A 21742-nucleotide genomic window follows, 5' to 3' on the forward strand; every position below is an offset into this window, starting at 1 on the left:
CCCCTCCCCGGGGTCGTCAGGCTGCCCGTGCCACGGGGAGTTCGTCCCAGTGCGTGGTGTACCGGGGTGAACGCATGCCGCGTTTCATGCTCCAGTCCACCCCGCTGCGAAGTCCGGCGAATCCAAGTCCGATGGCTCCCCGGCCGTACCTGCGGCTGATCTCCTCCACGAGCGGGCCGATGTTGCGCTCCTCGTGCGGATTTTCGAACAGTTCGAGCGGTTTCTGGTTTCCGGAGGGGCGCAGGTCGGTGACCATGATCCCCGCGCGGACGTAGCGTGTGCCTTCCTGGATGGCGGGCAGCAGCCCGTGTGCCGCGCGGGTGAGCAGCACAGGGTCGGCCGTGGGCATGGGCAACGGAATGCACACCGAGGGAAAGGACTTGTCCTGGGGGTGGTACTCCGATGTGCCTGCGAACGCCGTGAGAACCTTGGCCTGCAGGTGGTGCCTGGCCAGCCGAGCACTGGCCTGCTGTGCGTACACGCTCAGGACCTGCCGCAGTGCCGCGGAGCTGGTAAGGGGCGTGGAAAACGAACGGGAGAAGATCAGCTGGTCGCGCCCTATCCTTTCCTCCTCCAGCGGTATGCACGGGGTCCCCTGAAGTTCAAGCACGGTCCGCATCATCACCACGGAGAACCGGTCCCTGATCATCACCGGGTCCGCGCGGCTCAGGTCGAGAATGGAATGGATCCCCATGGCGTTAAGCCTTCGCGTGAGCCTGGCGGCCACGCCCCAGATCTCGACGACGGACAGCCTCGCCATGAGAGCCTCACGCTCCGCAGCCGGACGTGATTCCCATCGGCACACCCCGCCGAAGGACGGGTTGTTCTTGGCCCACCTGTTGGCCAGTTTTGCCAGGGTTTTGGTGCCGGCGATCCCGACGCAGACCGGCACGCCCACATTGCGCTGGACGGCGGCCTTAATGTCCCGCCCCATCGCCACGAGTTCTGTCGGGCTGCCCTTGACGCCGAGAAAGGCCTCATCGATGCTGTACACCTCCAGCCAGGCAGAGTAACGGCTAAGGAGTTCCATGACGCGGGCGCTGATGTCGCCGTAGAGCTCGTAGTTGCTGGACCGGGCCACAAGCCCCCACTCCTTGGCGCGGGGAGCCAGCTTGAACCAGGGATCACCTGTCCCGATTCCCAGCGCCTTGGCTTCGGGGCTGCGGGTGACCGCGCAGCCGTCATTGTTCGAGAGCACAACCAGCGGACGGCCCTCAAGGGACGGATCGAAGGCCCGTTCCGCGCTGGCGTAGAAGCAGTTCACGTCGACCAGTGCAATCTGGTGCCTTGAGTCAGACATGGTGCAGGCACCGGGTGGCCACGCCCCAGATGGTGAGCTCGGCCAGGGCAGGAACGCGGATGTCCGGATACGTGGGGTTGGCCGCCTGCAGCACCACGCCGGCCGGGGTGATGCGCAGGCGCTTGATGGTCAGCTCCCCGTCGAGGACGGCCACCACCACCGAGCCGTCCCGTGGCTCCAGAGCGCGGTTGACGATCAGCTCGTCCCCGTCGCTGATGCCCGCCTGCTCCATGGAATCACCCGACACCCGCACGATGTACGTGCTGGTGATGTCCTTGATCAGATGCTCGTTCAGGTCAATGCGCCCGTCGAAGTAGTCCTGGGCAGGGGAAGGGTAGCCAGCAGGGACTGCCACCGGCGAGACCAGCACCAGACTCAGTGAAAGCCCTGCGTCTATCACGCGGGGGCCGATAACTACGCCCAAAACACACCTTTTTTCGAATATATGTTCGATAGTTCAGTCTAGCTCCCCGGTGCGACAGTTTGAACTCCCCATGATTTATCTGGTGCCCGGGCCGCCGCCTGGCCCATGTCCTGTTCCGCGGGATCCGGGAGTGCTTCACTGGAAGATACGGCGATGCTGGAAGGGGCCGCGCCGCTGGAATTACGACGGCGGCCGGGCCCGCCTTTCGCCGTCACTGGAGGTGCTCTATGCGCAAGATCATCCTGGTTTCGTCGGTGTCTTTGGACGGGTTCTTCGAGGGGCTGGACCGGGACATCAGCTGGCACGTGGTCAACGAGGAACTCCTGCGCCACTTCAACGAGCAGTTCCGGGCGACGGGAGCCTTCATGTTCGGGCGGGTCACTTATGAGCTGATGACTGATGCCTGGCCTGCCGCCGGCCAGGCTCCGGACAGCTCGGCGGCCATGGTCGAGTTTGCCGAAATCTGGCGCGACATGCCCAAGTTCGTGTTTTCGCGAACCCTCACGCAGGCGGGCTCGAACACTACGGTGATTCACGGCGTCGTGCCTGAACAAGTCGCAGAACTCAAGGCGCGGCCCGGCGGCGACATCGTCCTCAGCGGCGCCAATTTGGCCTCCACCTTCATGCGGCACGGCCTCATCGACGAATTCCGGATTTATGTGCACCCCGTGGTTCTGGGACAGGGCCGGCCGCTGTTTGAGGCCCCCGATGTCCGGGCGAACCTGAAGCTGGAGAAGACGCGGCCGTTCGGCAACGGCGTCGTCCTGCTCCACTACTCAACCCACGGCGCCTGAGGCCCCACGCCCAAAAACAGGCCCACGCCCAAACGCGCGAGGTGCCGCGTTGTCGATTTGACCACATCTGTCCGTGGCGCAGCCGAAAGTGAGGGCCGTGCGCCGCATACTGGAACGAGCAGACCGTTCGTGGGGAAAGGGTAGGGCACAGGCATGAGAACTGTGATGAAAGTCGTGCGGAATGAGTACTTTCCCGCGGCTGCCGTGCTGGTGCTGGTGGTGCTGTTCTGGACGGCTGGCCTGTTCGGCGGCCTGTCGCTGCTAAGCAGGAGCCAGCCCCCTCTCGCAACGCTGACGTGGCTGCTGTTTGTCTACGCTGTTGCTGTCCTGTCACCCATGGCCGGCCTGCTGGCCGCCGCCGACATCACCCGCCGCTGGTGGCGTAAGCGCCGGCGCGGTGAGCTGCGGGCCGCGGCCCGGAGGCGGTTTGCCTTGAAGCGGAGCCCCGCCTCAAAGGGGTGAACCTCACAAACTCAGCGACCCCGTCGAGCGGGGCTGCCCGCACGGCAGGCCTGCCAAAACCATTGCGGGCTTCCCAGCGGAGTGGTTCGATGGGGTGCATGGCTACCCCTGAGACGTACCTCTTAGCGATCGGGACCAAAAAGGGACTCTGGCTGGCGACCAGCCAGGACCGCCGGCAGTGGTCCTTCTCCGGCCCGCATTTTCTGATGAGCGAGATACCGAGCATCGGAATCGACACCCGGGACGGCCGCACCAGGATCATGGTCGGGGTGCGGTCCGAACACTGGGGACCCACCGTCGCGCATTCCGATGATCTTGGCGCGAGCTGGACCGAGCCCGAACAGGGCGCCATCAAATTCCCCGACGGAACGGAAGCCGCCGTCGAGCGCATCTGGCAGATTCACCCGGACGCGGAGTCGCGGCCGGGTGTGGTCTGGGCCGGGGCAGAGCCGATTTCGGTGTGGAAGTCCACGGACGGCGGTGAGCACTTTGAACTGAACCGCGGACTGTGGGACCACCCGCACCGCAGCGACTGGGGCGCCGGGTATGGCGGTGCCGCCGCGCACTCGATCGTGGTCAACCAGGCCGGGGACAACGTGCACGTTGCCATGAGCACCGGCGGCGTCTACCGCTCGCTCGACGGCGGCACCTCCTGGGAGCCCCGGAACCGGGGGATTTCGGCCTACTTCATGCCGGATCCCAATCCGGAGTTCGGCCAGTGCGTCCACAAGATTGCGGCGGATGCCGCCGTCGAAGGCCGCCTGTATGCGCAGAACCACCACGGCGTTTACCGCAGCGATGACAATGCCGAGAGTTGGCAGTCCATAGCCGAGGGTTTGCCGGCCGACTTCGGGTTCGTGATGCTGACCCATCCGCGCCGCGCCGGAACCGCCTGGGTGATTCCGCTCAAGGCCGACGGCGAGCGGATCCCGCCCGACGGCAAGCTGGCCGTGCACCGCACGGACGATGCCGGCGGAACCTGGAAGCGGCTGGACGCGGGCCTGCCGCAGTCCGAATACAACGCGGTGCTTCGAGACGCGGCTGCCGTGGATTCTGCTGAACCAGCCGGGGTGTACTTCGGAACGCGCGGCGGCGCCGTGTACGCCAGCGCCGATGAGGGTGAAACCTTTGCCGAGGTTGCCTCCCACCTGCCCGACGTGCTGTGTGTCCGTGCCGCCGTCGTGGCGGACTCCAGGGTGCCGGCGCCGGCATCCCCTTGAGGCTCCGCAGTGGCTGAGATCAGCGTGGTGCTTCCCAGTGTCCTTCAGCCGCTCGCCGGCGGGCAGTCCTACCTGACTGCGCCCGCCGACGGGACGGTGACCGTGGGCTGGTTGCTTGATGCCGTGACCGGGGGCTACCCGGTGCTTGCCAGGCGTTTGCGGGACGAGACCGGTGCCCTCCGCCGCTACGTGAATATTTACGTGAACGGTGACGAGGTCCGGCGTCTCCAGGGCCTGGATACGGAGGTTGCTGCCGGCCAGGAAGTGCTGATCATTCAGTCCGTGGCCGGGGGATAGCTGGCTCAGGCAACCCGCCAGACGCTGCACTCGTCGGTATTGATGGCCTTGCGCATGCCGCTGTGATGATCCATGATCCAAACGACGCCGATCCCGGGCGCTGTCTCCTGGACGCTGCCGCGGCGGATGATGACGTCGTCGTAGTTGGGGCCTACCGACAGGCGGGCTTCAATTTCGTCCCCGCGGTGGAGCTGATCCAGGGCGCGGACTCGCTTTATGTGGGATTTGGCTTCCTTCAGCATTGCATGGCCTCCTGAGCTGGAGCTGGTGCCGGCTATTGCCTGCACTCCCAGTGTGGCGGGGCATTGTTGCGCCTTCATTTCCTGCCCGTTAGCAGTCGGTTAGTTTCCGGCGCCGGAGCTGTTTCGCCGGGGAAATGGCGGTGGTACGAGCCCGGTACCCCTGCCGTCGGGCCGGTCTGCGTCTCGGTAACCTCAGGCCATTGACCCGGCAATCTTCTCCCACAAGACTTTCCAGTGGGCCTGCGGGCCGTCACGCCGACCGGGAGGAATCAGCCATGACCATTGAGGAAACCGAAGCAGAAGCGGACTACCGGGCCGGGCGGGAGTGGTTCAAGAGCGCCGTTGTGTACCAGATCTACCCGCGCAGCTTTGCCGATTCGGACGGTGACGGCATCGGCGACCTCCGCGGGGTCATCGGCAAGCTGGACTACCTGCAAACGCTGGGTGTCGACGTCGTCTGGCTCTCCCCGGTCTACCGTTCACCGCAGGATGACAACGGCTATGACATCAGCGATTACCGGGACATCGATCCCGTCTTCGGGGACCTGGAAACCCTTGATGAGCTCCTGGAGGGGCTGCACGCACGTGGCATGAAGCTGGTGATGGACCTCGTGGTCAACCACACTTCCGATGAGCACCCGTGGTTTGTGGAGTCCCGCTCCGGCAAGGACAGCCCGAAGCGGGACTGGTACTGGTGGCGGGCCCCGCGTGCGGGTGCCGAGCCCGGGACGGCCGACCCCGGAACGGCAGGGGCGGAACCCAACAACTGGGGCTCCGCGTTTTCGGGACCTGCCTGGGAATACGACGCCACGACCGGGGAATACTACCTCCACCTCTTCTCCAAGAAGCAGCCGGATCTTAACTGGGAAAACCCGGACGTGCGGGCCGCGATCTACGACATGATGAACTGGTGGCTGGACCGCGGCGTGGACGGCTTCCGCATGGACGTCATCAACTTCATCTCCAAGGAGCAGTCCCTGCCGGACGGCCCCATCGCCGAGGGCAAGCTTTATGGCGATGGCAGCGCCCACTTCATCTGCGGCCCCCGCATCCATGAATTCCTGCAGGAGATGCACCAGGAGGTGTTTGCCGGGCGCGACAAGGAACTGCTTACAGTCGGCGAGATGCCCGGCGTGACGGTGGATGATGCCGTGCTGTTCACCGACCCGGGACGCCGCGAGGTGGACATGGTGTTCCAGTTCGAGCACGTGGCGTTGGACCAGGAGGGCGGCAACAAGTGGCGCCCCAAGAAACTCCGGCTGACAGACCTGAAACAGTCGCTGGGCCGCTGGCAGGAAGCCCTGGGGGAGCGCGGCTGGAACAGCCTCTATTGGGGCAACCACGACCAGGCCCGCGCCGTCTCCCGCTTCGGCGACGACGGCCGGTACCGCGAGCAGTCGGCCAAGATGCTCGCTGCGGTCCTTCACCTGCACCGCGGCACACCCTACGTCTACCAGGGCGAAGAGTTGGGCATGACCAACATGTCCTTTGGCGCCATCAGCGACTACCGCGACATCGAGGTCCTGAACCACCACCGCGAGGCAACCACGCATCTGGGCCACACCGACGCGGAGGTCCTCGCTGCATTGGCCCCGCTGAACCGGGACAACGCCAGGACACCCGTGCAGTGGGACGCCAGCCGCCACGGCGGCTTCACGACAGGTGCGCCGTGGATCGTGGTCAATCCGAACGCCAACACCATCAACGCCGCGTCCCAGGTGGACGATCCCGGCTCCATCTTCAGCTTCTACCGCCAGGTGATCGCGCTCCGGCACACAGACCCCGTGGTCGCCTACGGCGACTTCACCATGCTGCTGCCCGACGACGAACACGTCTACGCGTTCCGGCGCTCACTTCCGGACGCCGAAATGCTGGTCCTCGGAAACTTCTCCGGCAGCGGGCAGCCGGTGGACCTTGACGTCTCCTGGTCCGGCGCGGGGCTGGTATTGGGAAACTACCCGCCGGCACCCGGCCTGGCGCTGCGCCCGTGGGAGGTGAAGGTGCTGCGCCGCGCGCTGTAGTGAGTGCTGCTACGGTGCGAGTCGGTCACCGGGCTTGTGCACCCGGAACCAGCGGTAGCCGTACCGTCCCAGCTCAACCGTGAAGCCGCCGTCGGGCTCCAGTTCCTCGTGGCCGCCGTCGAACAGGTCCAGCAGGAGCGCGCCCTTGAAGGCGCGCGGCGCGCCATCCTCCGGCCCGACGGTGCCGCTGACCTTCACCGTCTCCTCGCTGAAGTTGTGCAGCAGCACCAGGGTGGCCCCGGCGGAGCTGCAGGTGTGCGCGAAGACGGCGGGCTCGGGCTGGTCGATGACGGCGAACTCGCCCCAGCCCAGCTCCGGCGATTCGCGGTAGCGCTGCATTAGGGTTGCCATGAAGTTCCACAGCGACCCGGGGTCGCGCTTGGCCGCAGCGGCGTTGACTTTTTCCGGGCCAAAGTCCCCTCGGACCAGCGGAGCCACCAGGTCGGAGGACTTGGCGTCCGAGAAGCCGCCGTTCTTCTGGTCGGTCCACTGCATGGGCGTACGGACGGCGGCCCGGCTCTTCTGCCGCAGGTCCTCACCCATGCCGATCTCTTCGCCGTAGTACAGCACCGGCGTGCCCGGCAGGGAGAACATCAAGGAATACACCATGCGGATGCGGCCGATGTCGCCGTCCAGCATCGGCGGCAGCCGGCGCCGGAGGCCCCGGCCGTACACCTGCATGTTCTTCTCCGGGCCGAACGCGGCGAAAACCTCCTCACGCTCGCCGTCACTGAGCTTGTCCAGCGTGAGCTCGTCATGGTTACGGACGAACATGGCCCACTGGTTGTCCGGGTTCAGCGGCGGCCTGCTCTTCAGCGTCTCCGCCAGCGGACGGGCGTCCCTTCGGGCCAGTGACAGGTAGAGGTGCTGCATGGTCATGAAGTCGAACTGCATGTTCAGCTCGTTGCCCTCGGGCCCGCCGAAGTATTCCAGCTGCTCCTTGTACGGCAGGTTCACTTCGCCCAGCAGCACCGCGCTGCCGTTGCGCCGGTTCAGGAAACTGCGCAGGGCGGAGAGATAGTCGTGCGGGTCGATGTTCGCTGCTTCGTCCTTTGGCTGGCCGCGTGTCTCCAGGAAGAACGGGACGGCATCGAGCCGGAAGCCCTCAAGCCCCAGTTCCAGCCACAGCCCCATGGCCTTCGCGATCTCGTCCCGGACCTTGGGATTTGTCACGTTCAGGTCCGGCTGGTGCTCGTTGAACATGTGCAGGTACCACTCGCCCGTGGCCTCATCCTGGGTCCAGATGGACGTCTGCTCCCCGGGGAACACCACCTCCGAGGACGTGTCCGGCGGGGTGTCTTTGCGCCACACGTAGAAGTCGCGGTACGGGTTGTCCACGGACTTCCGGGCCTCCTGGAACCAGTGGTGCTGGATCGAGGTGTGGTTGACCACGAAGTCCGCGATGACCCTGATGCCGCGGTCCTTGGCGGTGCGGATGAATTCCACGAGGTCGCCCATGGTGCCCAGGCGGCTGTCCACGCTGAAGAAATCGGTGACGTCGTAGCCGTCGTCGCGGTCAGGGGAGGGGTAGAACGGCATGAGCCAGATGCAGCTCACCCCGAGGGCGGCAAGGTAGTCCACGCGCTGGGTGAGGCCGACGAAATCGCCGGTGCCGTCGCCGTCGTGATCGAAAAAAGTCTCGACGTCGAGGCAGTAGATCACGGCGTTCTTCCACCAGAGGTCTGAGGTTTCCGCGATTTTCATGCGGTGCCCACATCCCGGAGCTGGGGCAGCACCTTGTCCGCAAAGGCGTCGATGAACGGCGCCTGCTCCTGTCCGACGAAGTGCAGATACAGCTCGTCGAAGCCCAGGCCGAGGTACTCCCCGAGCCACTCGGCGTGCTGGTCCAGGCTCGCGGAGACGTTGACCGCTTTGCGGACCTGTTCAAGCCCGACGTCGGCACTCACCCCGTCGAAGTGGGCTGCGGTGGGCAGGTCCCAAGGAATTGGCGGAGCGAAAACGTTGGACCGCCACTGGTCCATCGCAATGGCCTCAGCGTCCTTCTCCTCCGAAGCCCACGACAGGTGGATCTGGAGCACCGCCTTGCCGCGGCCGCCATGGTCACGGTACGCGCTGAGCATCTCCCGGAGCTTCGCCGGAGGCTGGTTCACCGTCACCAGCCCGTCCGCCCAGGCAGCGGAGCGGCGTGCCGTTTCCACGCTGATGGCCGGGGCGATGAGCGGCGGCGGCGGTTGCGGGACGTCCCAGATCCGCGCCTGTTCCACGGTGACAAGGCCGTGGTGTGTGACCTCCTCACCGGCATGCAGGCGGCGGATGACGCTGACGCATTCCTCCAAGCGCTGCTGGCGGGTTTCTTTCTGCGGCCACGGATCGCCGGTGATGTGCTCGTTCATGTTCTCCCCGCTGCCCAAAGCCACCCAGAACCGGCCGGGGAACATCGAGGCCAGCGTGGCCGAGGCATGGGCGATAACGGCAGGGTGGTACCGCTGGCCCGGCGCGTTGACCACCCCGAACGGCAGGGTTGTGGTCGCCAGTGCGGCGCCCAGCCAGGACCAGGCAAAGCCCGAATGTCCCTGCCGGGCGGACCAGGGCTCGATGTGGTCGGAGCACATGGCGGCGTCGAAGCCGGCCTCCTCGGCGTGCTGCACATCCTTCAGGAGCTGTCCGGGGCTGATCTGTTCATGCGATGCGTGAAATCCGATGGCTGCCATCGTTAATGTCTACCGGCGGCGCGTGTCGGTGTCGAGGGGTGGCGCAGCAGCGGGCCGCGGGTAAGAATGGGGCCTATGCAGCTGCCGGTCATGCCTCCCATTGCTCCCATGCTCGCCAAGTCGGTGGCCGCGATCCCGGAAGGGGCATTGAGCTACGAGCCGAAGTGGGACGGCTTCAGGTCCATCATCTTCCGCGACGGCGATGATGTGGAGATCGGCAGCCGGAACGAAAAGCCCATGACCCGCTACTTCCCGGAACTCGTGGAGGCGCTGAAGGCGAACCTGCCCCCGAAGTGCGTGCTCGATGGGGAGATTGTCCTGGTCGGCGCCTCCGGAGACCGGCTCGATTTTGACGCCCTGCAGCAGCGGATCCACCCCGCCGCCAGCCGCGTGAAACTGTTGGCGCAGCAAACGCCCGTGAAGTTCGTGGCATTCGATCTGCTGGCGCTGGGCGATGAGGACTTTAGCGGCCGCCCCTTCGCTGACCGCCGCGCGGCCCTGGAGGAGGTGTTCGCTTCCGTCAACGCTCCGGTCCACCTGACCGCCGCCACCCAAGACCGGGAGCTGGCCGGGAAGTGGTTCCACCAGTTCGAGGGTGCCGGCCTGGACGGGATCATCGCCAAACCCCTCGACGGGCCCTACCAGCCGGACAAGCGCGTGATGTTCAAGGTCAAGCACGAGCGGACGGCGGACGTCGTTCTCGCCGGCTACCGCGTCCATAAGAGCAGTTCCAGTGCCATCGGGTCGCTGCTGCTGGGCCTGTACAGGCCCGACGGCGAGCTGGCGAGCGTAGGCGTGGTGGGCGCCTTTCCCATGCAGCGGCGCAGGGCGCTCTTCGAGGAACTGCAGCCGCTGGTCACGGACTTCGACAGTCATCCGTGGGCCTGGGGAAAGCAGGAAGAAGGCACGCGCACACCGCGCAACGCCGAGGGCAGCCGCTGGAGCGCCGGCAAGGACCTGTCCTTCACGCCGCTGCGCCCGGAGCGGGTGCTCGAGGTGAAGTACGACCACATGGAGGGGGAGCGGTTCCGCCACACCGCCCAGTTCGCGCGCTGGCGTCCCGACCGCGACCCGCAATCCTGCACGTACGAGCAGCTTGAGGAGCCGGTGAAGTTCGACCTCGCCGAGGTGCTGGCCACCTGACCGCTACGGGCGCAGGGCTGATGAACTGACGGGGCGGGGGCTTAAGTGTCCGTTCGCGCTGGGTTCCGGTTCAAACGCCGACGGCGGCCCGCCCCGGGAAGGGGAGGGCCGCCGTCGGGCTGTACTGCTTAGTCGCTGTACTGCTGGAGGGTTACTTGAGGCCGAGCTCGCGGGTGGGGACCTTGAAGGATTCCTTGGCCGTGAGGGCAGAAACCGCTGCGACGGCGCAGATGATGGCGGTGAAGATGCTGATCTGGACCCAGCCGCCGGGCTTGATGCCGCCCATGGCTGCCACGATGGCGGGGGCGAAGCCGGCCATCAGGAAGCCGAGCTGGGTGCCGATGGCCAGGCCGGAGAACCGGACCTTGGTGCTGAACATCTCGGCGTAGAAGGACGGCCAGACGGCGTTGGACGCTGCGTAGCCACAGGAGAAGAAGCCGATGGCCGCGAGGAACATCAGCGGGACGCTGCCGGATTCGAGGCTCAGCAGGAAGACGGGGGTGAGGATGGCGCTGGCCACTGCGCCGTAGATGAAGACGGGCTTGCGTCCGATCCTGTCCGAGAGCATGCCGAACAGGGGCTGGGTGCCCAGGGCCACGAGGTTGGCGCCGACCACGAGCCAGAGCGTGGTGGTGCCGTCCACGCCCGCCACGGTCTTGGCGTAGCTGATGGCAAGAGTGCCGAACACCGTTGATACGGCGGCGATGAAGGCGCAGCAGATCACGCGGAGGACGTCGCGCCAGTGTGCCTTGAGGAGGTCGGCCACGGGCAGCTTGGAGATCTCTGCGCTCTTCTTGGCCTCGGCGAATGCCGGCGGCTCGTGCAGGGTGCGGCGGATGAAGAAGGCCACCACGACCACCACGGCGCTGAGCCAGAACGGAACCCGCCAGCCGATGCCGTACTTGATCTCGTCAGGCAGGGCCAGCACGGGGATGAAGACGAGGGCGGCGAGGATCTGTCCGCCCTGCGTGCCGGTGAGGGTCCAGGACGTGAAGAAGGAGCGGCGGTTGTCCGGTGCGTGCTCGAGCGTCATGGACGATGCGCCGGCCTGCTCGCCGGCGGCTGACAGCCCCTGGCAGAGGCGGGCAAGCACCAGCAGCGCGGGGGCCCACCAGCCCACGGTGTTGAAGTCAGGCAGGCAGCCGATCAGGAAGGTGGAGGCACCCATGAGCAGCAGCGTGAACATCAGGACCTTCTGCCGGCCGACCCGGTCACCGAAGTGGCCCAGCACGACGGCGCCTACGGGACGGGCCACGTAGGCGAAACCGAAGGTGGCGAAGGACATGATGGCGGCGTTGGCATCAGCGTTCGGGAAAAACACATGCGGGAAGATCAGTGCGGCCGCCGAGCCGAAGATAAAGAAGTCGTAGTACTCGACGGCGCTGCCGAGGAAGCTGGCAAGGGCTGCCTTCTTCGGTGTACCGGCCGGGGCATCAGTGCCCGCCGCGGCGGACGGAAGTGTCTGGCTCATGGTGTTCCTTCAGTGTGACGACATCGTCGCGGTGTATCAGGAGGATCGCAGCCGCCGCCTCGATGGGGGAAGGGGCGGCTGGAGGTCCTTGTAAAGACCCGGATTAAGTAGCCGCATGGTGGGAGCTACTTGTGCGATACAGCAACTATGGCTGTGAGGGCAGTCACCTGTCAAGAAAACTACTCACCATCTAGAAGTAGCTCTCACATTGTGGCAACATGGAGCCATGAGTGTGAAAGAAGCCACAGGCAACGGCGCCGACATCCAGTCCTCCCCGGAAGCGGCCGCAGGCCCGGACGACCAAGGGCCGGGCCCCAAAGCCAAGGCGGCAAAAGCCGCCAAGGAAGACTCCCGGACGGACATGGTGGGCAAGGCCCTGGGGCTGCTGGTCCTGCTGGGTGATGAGCCGCGGGGCGCCAGCGCCTCCGAGCTCTCCCGCCGGGCGGAACTGCCGTTCAGCACCACCTACCGCCTGCTCGGATCCCTGACTAGGGACGGTTTCGTGGACTACGAGCCCGAGGGCCGCCGCTACCACCTCGGCCTGCGGATCTTCCAGCTCGGCCAGCGCGTCTCCAACCACCACGGCTTTGCCGGGACAGCGCTGCCCATCCTGCGGCGGGTCACCGATCAGACGAAGGAAGCCACCATCCTCTCCGTCCGCGACGGCATCCATCACCTCACCGTGAACAAGGTGGACGGGCCCCAGACCTTCCGGGTGACCAGCGATCCTGGCCATCTCGGCGCGCTTCACACCACTTCCGTCGGCAAGGCGCTCGTTGCCTTCGCTGAGGACGAGGAACGCGAGCTGCTGCTCCAGGAACTCCCGCTCGAACCGTTGACCAGCCACTCCATCACTGACAGGGACGCCTTCCGCGCTGAAATCGAGCAGGTCCGCCGTCAGGGCTACGCAGTCATGGACGAGGAGAACGAGCTCGGCATGCGCGCCGTCGCTGTCCCGGTCTTCACCGCCCACGGCGTCGCCTTTGCCTCCCTTGCCACCGCGGTTCCAGTGTTCCGTCTCGACATGGAAGCCCTCGTTGCCCTGGTGCCGCTGCTGCAGGAGGCCGCGGCCGAGCTGTCCGCACGCCTCCCCCAGCGTTGACGTGTTCGTATGTAGAACAAGAGTGCAAGATATGAACATTTGCTGTACCGTAATCCCTATCACCTGGCTAAGTGCAGGCGCCCCAGGCGCTTCCGCAGGCCGTGTGCCGTTGTCAAAGGAGCCGCACGCATGAGCAATCGAACCGAGTCCTACCTCATAGGGCTTGTCGGCGATGGCGTGATGCCGTCCCTGTCACCCCATATGCACGAACGTGAAGGCGACCTGCAGGGCCTGCGCTATCTGTACCGCCCCATCGATCTGCATGAGCTGGACCTGCCGGCGGCCGCCATCGGCGACCTGCTGCAGAGTGCCTCCCGCCTGGGCTACAACGGGCTGAACATCACGCACCCCTGCAAGCAGGTGGTCCTGAAGCACCTGGACGAGGTCACTCCGGACGCCGAGAAGCTCGGCGCCGTCAACACCGTGGTGATCCAGGACGGACGCTTCATCGGCCACAACACGGACTTCTCCGGCTTTGCCGCAGCCCTCGCGGCAGGGCTCCCCAACGCCGGGCTCAGCCGGGTCGTGCAGCTGGGAGCGGGCGGTGCCGGTTCCGCCGTCGCCTACGCCCTGCTCACAGCCGGCGTGCAGACGCTGGACCTGGTGGACATGGACCTGGCGCGCGGTGCCGACCGGGCCGCCGAACTGGCCGGTTTTTTCCCGGACCGCACCATCACGGCCAGCACGACGGCGGAACTGCCGCAGCTGATGCCGCTCGCCGACGGTCTGGTGCACTGCACGCCGGTGGGCATGGCTGCGCACCCTGGCCTGCCGCTGGACATCTCCCTCGTGGAATCCCGCCATTGGGTGGCGGACATCGTTTACCGCCCCATCGAAACCGAACTGGTCCGCGAGGCACGCGCCAAAGGCTGCGAAGTGCTCGATGGCGGACGCATGGCCGTGGGCCAGGCCGCAGACGCCTTCCGGATCTTCACCGGGCTCGACGCCGACGCCGAACGGATGCGCACCCACTTCCTGGAACTCATCGCCGCCGAAGAGGTGGCCGTCTGATGCGCACCGGAATCGCCACCGTCTGCCTGTCAGGCACGCTCAAGGAAAAGATGCAGGCCTGCGCCATCGCGGGCTTCGACGGCATTGAGATCTTCGAGCAGGACCTGGTCACCTCCCCGCTGAGCCCCGAGGAGGTCCGTAAGATGGCCGCCGACCTCGGCCTCACCCTGGACCTGTACCAGCCGTTCCGCGACTTCGACAGCGTCGGGAAGGACCTGCTGGCCGCCAACCTGCGCCGGGCCCTGGCCAAATTCCGGCTCATGTCCCGGCTGGGCATGGACACCATCCTGGCCTGCACCAACGTCGCCACCGCCACCATCGACGACGACGGCCTCCGCGCCGAACAGCTCGCCGCGCTGGCCGGCCTGGCGGGCGAACACGGCGTCAAGGTCGCCTACGAGGCGCTGGCGTGGGGCAAATACGTCAACGATTACGAGCACGCCCACCGCCTCGTGGAAATGGTGGACCACCCCAACCTCGGTACCTGCCTGGACTCCTTCCACATCCTGTCCCGCGACTGGGACACGGCGCCCATCGAAGCCATCAACCCGGACAAGATCTTCTTCGTCCAGGTGGCCGACGCCCCCAAACTCTCCATGGACGTGCTTTCCTGGAGCCGGCACTACCGCGTCTTCCCGGGGGAGGGCCAGTTCGAGCTCGCCAAGTTCATGGGCCACGTGGTTCGCGCCGGCTACAGCGGGCCGGTGTCGCTGGAGGTCTTCAATGACGTCTTCCGCCAGTCCGACGTCGAACGCACCGCCGTGGACGCGATGCGCTCGCTGATCTGGCTCGAGGAGCAGAGCGCGAAGTGGCTGGAGGCCGGTGTCGGAGGCACGGCAGCGGGCGGCGGTACTGTTGCTGGTGGTCCTCCGGCCGCGGCCCGCCGTCGTTATCCCATGGAACTGGCCACGCTCCCGCAGGTGGCGGAACCGGCAGGCTTCAACTTTGCTGAGGTCAAGGCAGCCGACACCGCCGCCCTGGAAACGGTCCTGGGCCAGCTCGGCTTCGAGTTCAACGGCCGGCACCGCACCAAGGACGTGCAGCTGTGGACCATGGGCCACGCCCGCGTGATCATCAACGAACAGGCGCCGGACGGCGCTGCTGCCCCGGCCATCGCCGCCGGTATTGCTGCCCTCGGCTTTGACGTCGATTCCCCCGTCATCGCCTCGGCCCGCGCCCAGCAGCTCAAAGCCCCGGTGGTGCCGCGCAAGAGCCAGGCCAACGAGGAGGTGTTCCAGGGCTTCGCCGCCCCGGATTCCACCGAGATCTTCCTCTGCCAAGGCAGCCCGGACGGTACCGCCGCCTGGACGGGTGAATTCGGCGAGGCCGGTGAATTCGGCGAGACCGGTGAATTCGGCCAGGCGGGTGAATTCGGCGAAGGACTGCAGGTCCCCGCCGGCGGCAACGCCGTCATCGACCACGTCAACCTCGCCCAGCCGTGGCAGCACTTCGACGAGGCCGTCCTCTTCTACACCAGCGCCCTGGCGCTGGAGCCGCAGCCGTTCGCCGAGGTGGCAAGCCCCAGCGGCCTGGTCCGCTCCCAGGTCATGCAGACCTCCGACCGCGCCGTCCGCCTGGTGCTGAACCTGGCGCCGCTGATCCAGCAGGACGGCGCGCAGACCTACCAGGAGCACATCGCTTTCGCGGTGGATGACCTGGTTGCCACGGCCCGCGCCGCGCGGGACCGGGGGCTGGCTTTCCTGCAGATCCCCGAGAACTACTATGAGGACCTGGACGCCCGCTTCGACCTCGAACCCGGCTTCCTGGACACCCTCCGGGACCTCAACCTGCTTTACGACCGCGATGCCGACGGCGAGTTCCTGCACTTTTACACCGCCACCGTGGGCAGCGTGTTCTTCGAAATGGTGGAGCGCCGCGGCAGCTACGACGGCTACGGGGCCCCGAACGCGCCGGTGCGCCACGCCGTCCAGTATGACCACCTGCACGAACTGACCACCCACACCATCACCCATTGAAAGGAGGCTGCTGTGCCTGAAGACGTGAACCTTGAGACATACAACGCTGACGCGCTCACGGAGGACATCGCCGACGCAGTGACCGATCTCCAGACGCCGGCTCCCAAGGCCGCTCCTGCGCCCGCGCCCCGCGTCGAGACCCAGCAGGATCTCAGCGCCGAGATCAAGGCGATCGGGGAGGCCTACAAAGAAGCCGTAAAGAACGGTGCGCCGAAGGAGACCCAGCCCCGCCTGGACTTTGCCCCGTACCGCAGCAGCACCCTGCGCCACCCCACCAAGAGCCTGCACCACGCTGACCCGGAGACCATCGAGCTGCACTCCCCGGCATTCGGCCACCAGGACGTGCACGCGCTGGAGTCCGACCTGACCATCCAGCACAATGGCGAGCCGCAGGGCGAACGCATCATCGTCGCCGGCCGCGTGCTGGACGGCGACGGCCGGCCCGTAGCCGGGCAGCTCGTGGAGATCTGGCAGGCCAACTCCTCCGGCCGCTACATCCACAAGCGCGACCAGCACCCGGCACCGCTGGACCCGAACTTCACCGGGGTGGGCCGCTGCATCACCGGCCCCGACGGCTCCTACCGCTTTGTCACCATCAAGCCCGGTGCCTACCCGTGGAAGAACCACCTCAACGCCTGGCGTCCCGCGCACATCCACTTCTCCCTGTTCGGCACGGAATTCACCCAGCGCATCGTCACGCAGATGTACTTCCCCGGCGACCAGCTCTTCCCGCTGGACCCGATCTACCAGTCGATCGTGGACCAGGACGCCCGGGACCGCCTCGTGGCCTCCTACGACCACGACCTCACCGAGCCTGAATGGGCCCTCGGCTACAACTGGGACATCGTCCTGACCGGTTCCAGGCGGACCTGGACCGAAAATGAGGCACTGGGAGCCGAAGGAGACGACCATGAGTAAGCTGATTGCCACACCCGGACAGACCGTTGGCCCCTTCTACGGCTACGCGCTGCCCTACGAGAAGGACCGCGAACTGCTGGCCCCGGGTTCCCCGGGCTCCATCCGCCTCCAGGGCACCGTGTACGACGGCGCCGGGCACCCGATTCCCGACGCCATCCTCGAGATCTGGCAGCCGGACTCCGAAGGCAACATCGTCAGCAGGACCGGCTCGCTGGTCCGCGACGGCTACACCTTCACCGGCTGGGGTCGGAGCGCCGTAGGCAACTCCGGCGTCTACACCTTCACCACCGTGAACCCGGGCCCCACCAAGCCCGGCGCCGCCCCTTTCATCTCGGTCGCCGTCTTTGCCCGCGGCCTCATGAACCGCCTTTTCACCCGCATCTACCTGCCCGGGAACGAGGAGGCGCTGGCGAATGATCCGCTGCTGTCCTCCCTGGATCCCGAGCGCCGCAAGACCTTGATCGCCCGCCGCGACGCCGACGGCGGCGTCACCTTCGACATCCGCCTCCAGGGCGAGGGTGAAACCGTCTTCCTCGACTTCGAGGGAACCGGAACCGGGGGCGCCGAGCAGTGACCGCTTCCCAGCCAGCCGCCGGCTACGGCGACGTCGGACTGCTGAGTCCTGTCTCGGCGTCGCCCCTCGTGGCAGCCTTGACGGGCGACCGCGCGGTCCTGGGGGCGATCCTCGCCGTCGAGGCCGGCTGGGCCGCTGTGCTGGAAAAGCACGACCTCGCTCCCGCCGGGTCGGCAGCCGTGGTTGCCCATGCTGCCGACGCCTCCCGGTACGACGCTGCGGACATCGCCCGGCGCGGGCAGGGCGGCGGCAACCCGGTCATCCCGCTCTTGGCGGACCTGCGCGCCCAGGTCAAGGCCCTGGACACTGAGGGAATGGGTGCACTGCGTGCCGTGCACACCTCGCTGACCAGCCAGGACGTACTGGATACCGCCCTGATGCTGCTGGCCCGCAACACTGTTGGGGCGCTGCTTGCGGACGTGAAAGGCACGACGGCGGCGCTCGCCCGCCTGGCAGAACAGCATGCGGAGACGCTGTGCGTGGGCAGGAGCCTGACTCAGCACTCGCTGCCGTTTACGTTCGGGCTCCGGTCCGCGCAGTGGTTCTCGGGGCTGGCCGCTGCAGCGCGCCGGCTCGACGCACTCGAGCTGCCGGTGCAGACCGGCGGGGCTGCCGGCACACTGGCAGCTGGCACCGTGCTGACCGCCGGCTCGTCGACGGACCCGTTCGGGCTGGCAGACGACCTTGCCGCCCAGCTCGGACTCGCCGCCGCCGCGGCGCCGTGGCACACCAACCGGCTGGCAGTCACGTCGCTGGGCGACGCCCTGGCCGGGGTAGTGGACGCCCTGGGCAAGATCGCTGCGGACATCCTGTTCCTGAGCCGGCCGGAGGTGGCAGAGGTGGGCGAGCCACGGGTGCCCGGCCGCGGTGTTTCCTCGGCGATGCCGCAGAAGCAGAACCCGGTACTCTCCGTGCTGGTGCGCAGCGCGGCCCTGCAGGCCCCGGGGCTTGCCGCCCAGCTGCACCTGGCCGCCGCCACCTTCAACGACGAGCGCCCGGACGGCGCTTGGCACACCGAGTGGCCGGCCCTGCGCCAGCTGCTCGCCCTGGCCCTGGGCGCGGCAGGCCACGTACGTGAACTTGCCGAAGGGCTGCAGGTATTCCCCGACGCCATGCGCCGGAACCTGGACCTCTCCGGGCCGCTGCTCCTGAGTGAGGGTGTGAGCGTCGCGGTGGCGCCGCTGCTTTCCGTTGACGAAGCCGGCGCCGACGGCAAGCAGCAGCTGCAGGCCGTCGTCGACCGGACGCTGCAGGCGCCCGCGGGCGAACAGGCCGCCACCTACCGCAGGCTGCTGCGCGAAACGGTTCCGGCGGACAAACTGTCCGGACAGGAGCTGGACTCACTGCTTGACCCGGCGAGCTACCTGGGCCAGGCCGGCGCGATTTCCCGCCGGATCGTGGCAGCCTTCCCGGACTACGCGCGTCCTTCAACCCAACCTGAACGAAACGGAGCTTCCCGTGGCTAGACCAACAGTGAAGGCAGTCCTGCTTTCGCCGCAGCGCGACCTGGGCGGCAAGCCGCTTCTTATCGTCGGGCCGTCACTCGGCACCTCCTCCGTGCTGTGGGCCCAGACCGGCTCCCTGCTCGGCAACGATTTTGATGTGGTGGCCTGGGACCTGCCCGGCCACGGTGTCTCGCCCGCCGTCTCGGAGACCTTCACGGTCGCGGACCTGGCGGACGCCGTCGTCGAGCTTGTCGACTCGGTTGCCCCGGGCGAGGCGTTCCACTACGCCGGCGTGTCCCTTGGCGGTGCCACCGGCCTGCAGCTCGGCATCAAACACGGTGACCGGCTCAAGAGCCTGTCGGTGCAGTGCACCGGTGCGAAGATCGGCACCTCCGAGGGCTGGTTGGAGCGCGCCGAAACCGTCCGCACCCAGGGCACGCCCGTGATGATCCAGGGCTCGGCCGAACGCTGGTTCGCCCCGGGCTTCATGGACCGCGAGCCGGAAGTCAGCAGCCGCCTCCTGCACGCCCTGCGCGACGCCGACCGCTTCAGCTACGCCTTCTGCTGTGAGGCCCTCGCCGCCTTCGACGTCCGGGACCAGCTCGGCAGCATCAGCGTTCCCACCCAGGCAGTGGCGGGCGCGCTGGACACTGTTGCACCGCCGTCGTTCGCCCAGGAAGTGGCCACCGGGATCACCGCCGGCGGGGGCACTGCCTCGGCCGCGACGCTGGAAGGCGTGGCGCATCTGGCGCCTGCCGAAGCGCCGGCGCACGTGGCCGAACTGCTGCGGAGCTTGATCGTCTGGAGCGAATCCCGGGGCGCGGCCAAGTGAGCGATGCCGAGCGCCACGGCGCGGTGCAGGCGGACGCCACGAGCCAGGAGATTTACGACGGCGGCATGGTGGTCCGGCGCGAAGTGCTCGGCGACGCGCACGTGGACCGGGCCAACGCCAACAAGGACCCGTTCACAGAGGACTTCCAGGACATGATCACCCGCATCGCGTGGGGCGGCATCTGGACCCGTCCGGGCCTTTCCCGGCAAATGCGCTCCGCCGTCACCATCACCGCGATGGTGGCGCACGGGCACTGGGAAGAGCTGGCCATGCACATCCGCGCCGCCCTCCGGAACGGCCTCAGCAGGGATGAAATCAAGGAAATCCTGCTGCAGACCGCCATCTACTGCGGAGTCCCCTCCGCCAACACCGCCTTCAAAACCGCCCAGCAGGTCTTCCAGCAAATGGACAGCGCTGCACCGGACAGCGCTGCACCGGACAGCGCTGCACCGGACAACGTTGCAACGGACAACGCTGCAACGTACAACCCAGGGCCCAACGAAACACCCACCCCACCCAACTAGGTAGCAGCACCGGTCGTTATGAGCCCTCATAACGACCGCAACTGCTACCCAGTTGGGACGAGAGAATTAGAGGAACCTATGAACCAGGCTTTTGTGTACGACGCCGTGCGCACCCCTTTCGGCAAGTTCGGCTCCGGCCTTGCCGGCGTCCGCCCTGATGACCTCGCTGCGCACGTGATCAAGGAGTCCGTAAAGCGTGCTCCCGGGTTGGATCCCGAGCGGATCGACGAGGTGGTGTTCGGCAATGCGAACGGTGCCGGCGAGGAGAACCGCAACATCGCCCGGATGGGCACGCTGCTTGCCGGACTGCCGGTCTCGATTCCCGGCACCACGGTCAACCGGCTCTGCGGCTCCTCCCTGGATGCGGCGATTATCGCCTCCCGGCAGATCAACGCCGGCGACGCGGACCTGGTCTTGGTCGGCGGGGCGGAGTCGATGTCGCGGGCGCCGTGGGTGCTGCCCAAGACGGAGAAGCCCTATCCGGCCGGGGACCTGACCCTCGCCTCCACCACGCTTGGCTGGCGCCTCGTGAACAAGGCCATGCCCAAGGAATGGACCATCTCCCTCGGTGAGGCCACCGAACGGCTGCGCGAGAAGTACAAGGTGACCCGGGTGCAGCAGGACGAGTTCGCCGCTGCCTCCCACAACCTGTCCGCCGCGGCGTGGGACGAGGGGTTCTACGACAACCTGGTCGCCCCGGTGCCGGGGACGGACCTCGTACGGGACGAGGGCATCCGGCCCGGCTCGACGGCGGAGAAGCTCGCCGGGTTGAAGACCGTCTTCCGCTCGGAGCCGGAAGGCGCCGAGGTCGGCGGTACTGTCACCGCCGGAAATGCTTCGCCGTTGTCCGACGGCGCGTCCGCGGCCTGGATCGGGTCGGAGAACGCCTCTTCGATCCTGGGGCTGGAGCCGCTGGCCCGCATCGCGGGGCGCGGCGCGCACGCCAACGATCCCCAGTACTTCGGCTACGCCCCGGTCGAGGCCGCGAACAAGGCCCTGGCAAAGGCGGGCATCGGCTGGGACCAGGTGGGCGCCGTCGAACTTAACGAAGCGTTCGCCGCGCAGTCCCTGGCGTGCATCAGTGCCTGGGGCATCGATCCCTCGATCGTGAACCGGCATGGCGGCGCGATCGCGATGGGTCACCCGCTGGGGGCCTCCGGCACCCGCATCCTGGGCACCCTGGCGCGGAGCCTGCAGGCCTCCGGCGAACGCTGGGGCGTCGCGGCGATCTGCATCGGTGTCGGGCAGGGTCTGGCCGTGGTGCTCGAAAACGTAACTCGTTCCTCCGGAAACAGCACAGGAAAGGCATAGGCG

General features: G+C 66.9%; 21 protein-coding genes and 1 pseudogene. 15 read left to right on the forward strand and 7 right to left on the reverse strand.

What is annotated here, in order from left to right; genetic code table 11:
* Positions 1–16 precede the first annotated feature (16 nt).
* Complete coding sequence (locus tag ACIP9X_RS04060; protein WP_400478422.1) at positions 17–1300, reverse strand: Y-family DNA polymerase; 1284 nt, start codon at positions 1298–1300, stop codon at positions 17–19.
* Positions 1293–1724 (reverse strand): LexA family protein, encoded by a 432-nt coding sequence (locus ACIP9X_RS04065; protein ID WP_400478423.1) that lies wholly within the window; start codon positions 1722–1724, stop codon positions 1293–1295. Before ACIP9X_RS04065 ends, ACIP9X_RS04060 begins: the two co-directional genes overlap by 8 nt.
* 227 nt (positions 1725–1951) lie before the next feature.
* On the opposite strand from ACIP9X_RS04065, the gene ACIP9X_RS04070 reads away from it, so the two are divergent.
* The 4 genes from ACIP9X_RS04070 (at position 1952) to ACIP9X_RS04085 (ending at position 4497) form a co-directional block, all read left to right on the forward strand.
* Entirely contained in the window at positions 1952–2518 is a 567-nt protein-coding gene (locus ACIP9X_RS04070) for a dihydrofolate reductase family protein (RefSeq protein WP_400478424.1), read from the forward strand.
* A 153-nt stretch (positions 2519–2671) separates the two neighbouring features.
* Complete coding sequence (locus ACIP9X_RS04075; RefSeq protein ID WP_400478425.1) at positions 2672–2980, forward strand: hypothetical protein; 309 nt, start codon at positions 2672–2674, stop codon at positions 2978–2980.
* Positions 2981–3069: 89 nt separating this feature from the next.
* The gene (locus tag ACIP9X_RS04080) at positions 3070–4200 is read left to right on the forward strand and encodes a WD40/YVTN/BNR-like repeat-containing protein (protein ID WP_400478426.1); all 1131 of its coding nucleotides are present in this window, start codon (positions 3070–3072) and stop codon (positions 4198–4200) included.
* Between the two features lie 9 nt (positions 4201–4209).
* The gene (locus ACIP9X_RS04085) at positions 4210–4497 is read left to right on the forward strand and encodes a MoaD/ThiS family protein (protein WP_400478427.1); all 288 of its coding nucleotides are present in this window, start codon (positions 4210–4212) and stop codon (positions 4495–4497) included.
* Between the two features lie 5 nt (positions 4498–4502).
* Here ACIP9X_RS04085 and ACIP9X_RS04090 read toward each other — a convergent pair whose 3' ends face one another.
* A complete protein-coding gene (locus tag ACIP9X_RS04090; protein ID WP_400478428.1) occupies positions 4503–4739 on the reverse strand; it encodes a hypothetical protein in 237 nt (78 codons plus the stop codon).
* Between the two features lie 275 nt (positions 4740–5014).
* Between ACIP9X_RS04090 and ACIP9X_RS04095 the strand changes: the two genes are divergently transcribed.
* Positions 5015–6760, forward strand: coding sequence for an alpha-glucosidase (locus ACIP9X_RS04095; protein WP_400478429.1), 1746 nt, complete (start codon positions 5015–5017; stop codon positions 6758–6760).
* 9 nt (positions 6761–6769) lie between these two features.
* On the opposite strand, the gene ACIP9X_RS04100 is transcribed toward ACIP9X_RS04095, so the two are convergent.
* Both ACIP9X_RS04100 and ACIP9X_RS04105 read right to left on the reverse strand, forming a co-directional pair.
* On the reverse strand, positions 6770–8464 hold the full coding sequence (locus ACIP9X_RS04100) for an alpha-amylase family protein (RefSeq protein ID WP_400478430.1): 1695 nt from the start codon (positions 8462–8464) through the stop codon (positions 6770–6772).
* Positions 8461–9432, reverse strand: a complete 972-nt coding sequence (locus tag ACIP9X_RS04105) for a TIGR03885 family FMN-dependent LLM class oxidoreductase (protein ID WP_400478431.1) — start codon at positions 9430–9432, stop codon at positions 8461–8463. Before ACIP9X_RS04105 ends, ACIP9X_RS04100 begins: the two co-directional genes overlap by 4 nt.
* Positions 9433–9507: 75 nt before the next feature.
* Between ACIP9X_RS04105 and ACIP9X_RS04110 the strand changes: the two genes are divergently transcribed.
* Complete coding sequence (locus tag ACIP9X_RS04110) at positions 9508–10575, forward strand: ATP-dependent DNA ligase (protein ID WP_400478432.1); 1068 nt, start codon at positions 9508–9510, stop codon at positions 10573–10575.
* Positions 10576–10726: 151 nt separating this feature from the next.
* On the opposite strand, the gene ACIP9X_RS04115 is transcribed toward ACIP9X_RS04110, so the two are convergent.
* Positions 10727–12046 carry an MFS transporter gene (locus ACIP9X_RS04115; protein WP_400478433.1) on the reverse strand — a complete coding sequence of 440 codons (1320 nt, stop codon included), beginning with the start codon at positions 12044–12046 and terminating at the stop codon, positions 10727–10729.
* A gap of 226 nt (positions 12047–12272) precedes the next feature.
* On the opposite strand from ACIP9X_RS04115, the gene ACIP9X_RS04120 reads away from it, so the two are divergent.
* The 8 genes and pseudogenes from ACIP9X_RS04120 to pcaC form a co-directional block, all read left to right on the forward strand.
* Positions 12273–13148 (forward strand): IclR family transcriptional regulator, encoded by an 876-nt coding sequence (locus tag ACIP9X_RS04120; protein ID WP_400478434.1) that lies wholly within the window; start codon positions 12273–12275, stop codon positions 13146–13148.
* A 129-nt stretch (positions 13149–13277) separates the two neighbouring features.
* The gene (locus ACIP9X_RS04125; RefSeq protein ID WP_400478435.1) at positions 13278–14159 is read left to right on the forward strand and encodes a shikimate dehydrogenase; all 882 of its coding nucleotides are present in this window, start codon (positions 13278–13280) and stop codon (positions 14157–14159) included.
* Positions 14159–16135, forward strand: a complete 1977-nt coding sequence (locus ACIP9X_RS04130; protein WP_400478436.1) for a TIM barrel protein — start codon at positions 14159–14161, stop codon at positions 16133–16135. The genes ACIP9X_RS04125 and ACIP9X_RS04130 overlap by 1 nt, the downstream gene beginning before the upstream one ends.
* A gap of 66 nt (positions 16136–16201) precedes the next feature.
* Positions 16202–17053: a protocatechuate 3,4-dioxygenase subunit beta gene (gene pcaH, locus ACIP9X_RS04135; RefSeq protein WP_400478537.1), complete on the forward strand. Its 852-nt coding sequence runs from the start codon at positions 16202–16204 to the stop codon at positions 17051–17053.
* Positions 17046–17627, forward strand: coding sequence for a protocatechuate 3,4-dioxygenase subunit alpha (pcaG, locus tag ACIP9X_RS04140; protein WP_400478437.1), 582 nt, complete (start codon positions 17046–17048; stop codon positions 17625–17627). Before pcaH ends, pcaG begins: the two co-directional genes overlap by 8 nt.
* Complete coding sequence (locus ACIP9X_RS04145; RefSeq protein ID WP_400478438.1) at positions 17624–19093, forward strand: lyase family protein; 1470 nt, start codon at positions 17624–17626, stop codon at positions 19091–19093. The genes pcaG and ACIP9X_RS04145 overlap by 4 nt, the downstream gene beginning before the upstream one ends.
* On the forward strand, positions 19086–19904 hold the full coding sequence (locus ACIP9X_RS04150) for an alpha/beta fold hydrolase (RefSeq protein ID WP_400478439.1): 819 nt from the start codon (positions 19086–19088) through the stop codon (positions 19902–19904). The genes ACIP9X_RS04145 and ACIP9X_RS04150 overlap by 8 nt, the downstream gene beginning before the upstream one ends.
* A pseudogene (gene pcaC / locus ACIP9X_RS04155) lies at positions 19901–20329 on the forward strand (4-carboxymuconolactone decarboxylase); the annotation flags it as partial. The gene ACIP9X_RS04150 and the pseudogene pcaC, both read left to right, overlap by 4 nt.
* Here pcaC and ACIP9X_RS04160 read toward each other — a convergent pair.
* Entirely contained in the window at positions 20280–20438 is a 159-nt protein-coding gene (locus tag ACIP9X_RS04160; protein WP_400478440.1) for a Cys-every-fifth RiPP peptide CefA, read from the reverse strand. The pseudogene pcaC and the gene ACIP9X_RS04160 overlap by 50 nt on opposite strands.
* 68 nt (positions 20439–20506) lie before the next feature.
* Here ACIP9X_RS04160 and ACIP9X_RS04165 point away from each other — a divergent pair, with 68 nt between their 5' ends.
* A complete protein-coding gene (locus ACIP9X_RS04165; protein ID WP_400478441.1) occupies positions 20507–21739 on the forward strand; it encodes a thiolase family protein in 1233 nt (410 codons plus the stop codon).
* Positions 21740–21742 lie beyond the last annotated feature (3 nt).

Origin of the sequence: Arthrobacter sp. NPDC093125 (genome assembly GCF_044754225.1) — a bacterium.
GTDB lineage: Bacteria > Actinomycetota > Actinomycetes > Actinomycetales > Micrococcaceae > Arthrobacter.

Coding starts and splice junctions, on each gene's coding strand:
- ACIP9X_RS04100 (WP_400478430.1), bottom strand. CDS start 8,464: ATGAAAATCGCGGAAACCTCAGACCTCTGGTGGAAGAACGCCGTGATC.
- ACIP9X_RS04165 (WP_400478441.1), top strand. CDS start 20,507: ATGAACCAGGCTTTTGTGTACGACGCCGTGCGCACCCCTTTCGGCAAG.
- ACIP9X_RS04110 (WP_400478432.1), top strand. CDS start 9,508: ATGCAGCTGCCGGTCATGCCTCCCATTGCTCCCATGCTCGCCAAGTCG.
- ACIP9X_RS04095 (WP_400478429.1), top strand. CDS start 5,015: ATGACCATTGAGGAAACCGAAGCAGAAGCGGACTACCGGGCCGGGCGG.
- ACIP9X_RS04115 (WP_400478433.1), bottom strand. CDS start 12,046: ATGAGCCAGACACTTCCGTCCGCCGCGGCGGGCACTGATGCCCCGGCC.
- ACIP9X_RS04060 (WP_400478422.1), bottom strand. CDS start 1,300: ATGTCTGACTCAAGGCACCAGATTGCACTGGTCGACGTGAACTGCTTC.
- ACIP9X_RS04130 (WP_400478436.1), top strand. CDS start 14,159: ATGCGCACCGGAATCGCCACCGTCTGCCTGTCAGGCACGCTCAAGGAA.
- ACIP9X_RS04120 (WP_400478434.1), top strand. CDS start 12,273: ATGAGTGTGAAAGAAGCCACAGGCAACGGCGCCGACATCCAGTCCTCC.
- pcaG (WP_400478437.1), top strand. CDS start 17,046: ATGAGTAAGCTGATTGCCACACCCGGACAGACCGTTGGCCCCTTCTAC.
- ACIP9X_RS04090 (WP_400478428.1), bottom strand. CDS start 4,739: ATGCTGAAGGAAGCCAAATCCCACATAAAGCGAGTCCGCGCCCTGGAT.
- ACIP9X_RS04125 (WP_400478435.1), top strand. CDS start 13,278: ATGAGCAATCGAACCGAGTCCTACCTCATAGGGCTTGTCGGCGATGGC.
- ACIP9X_RS04080 (WP_400478426.1), top strand. CDS start 3,070: ATGGGGTGCATGGCTACCCCTGAGACGTACCTCTTAGCGATCGGGACC.
- ACIP9X_RS04105 (WP_400478431.1), bottom strand. CDS start 9,432: ATGGCAGCCATCGGATTTCACGCATCGCATGAACAGATCAGCCCCGGA.
- ACIP9X_RS04070 (WP_400478424.1), top strand. CDS start 1,952: ATGCGCAAGATCATCCTGGTTTCGTCGGTGTCTTTGGACGGGTTCTTC.
- ACIP9X_RS04075 (WP_400478425.1), top strand. CDS start 2,672: ATGAGAACTGTGATGAAAGTCGTGCGGAATGAGTACTTTCCCGCGGCT.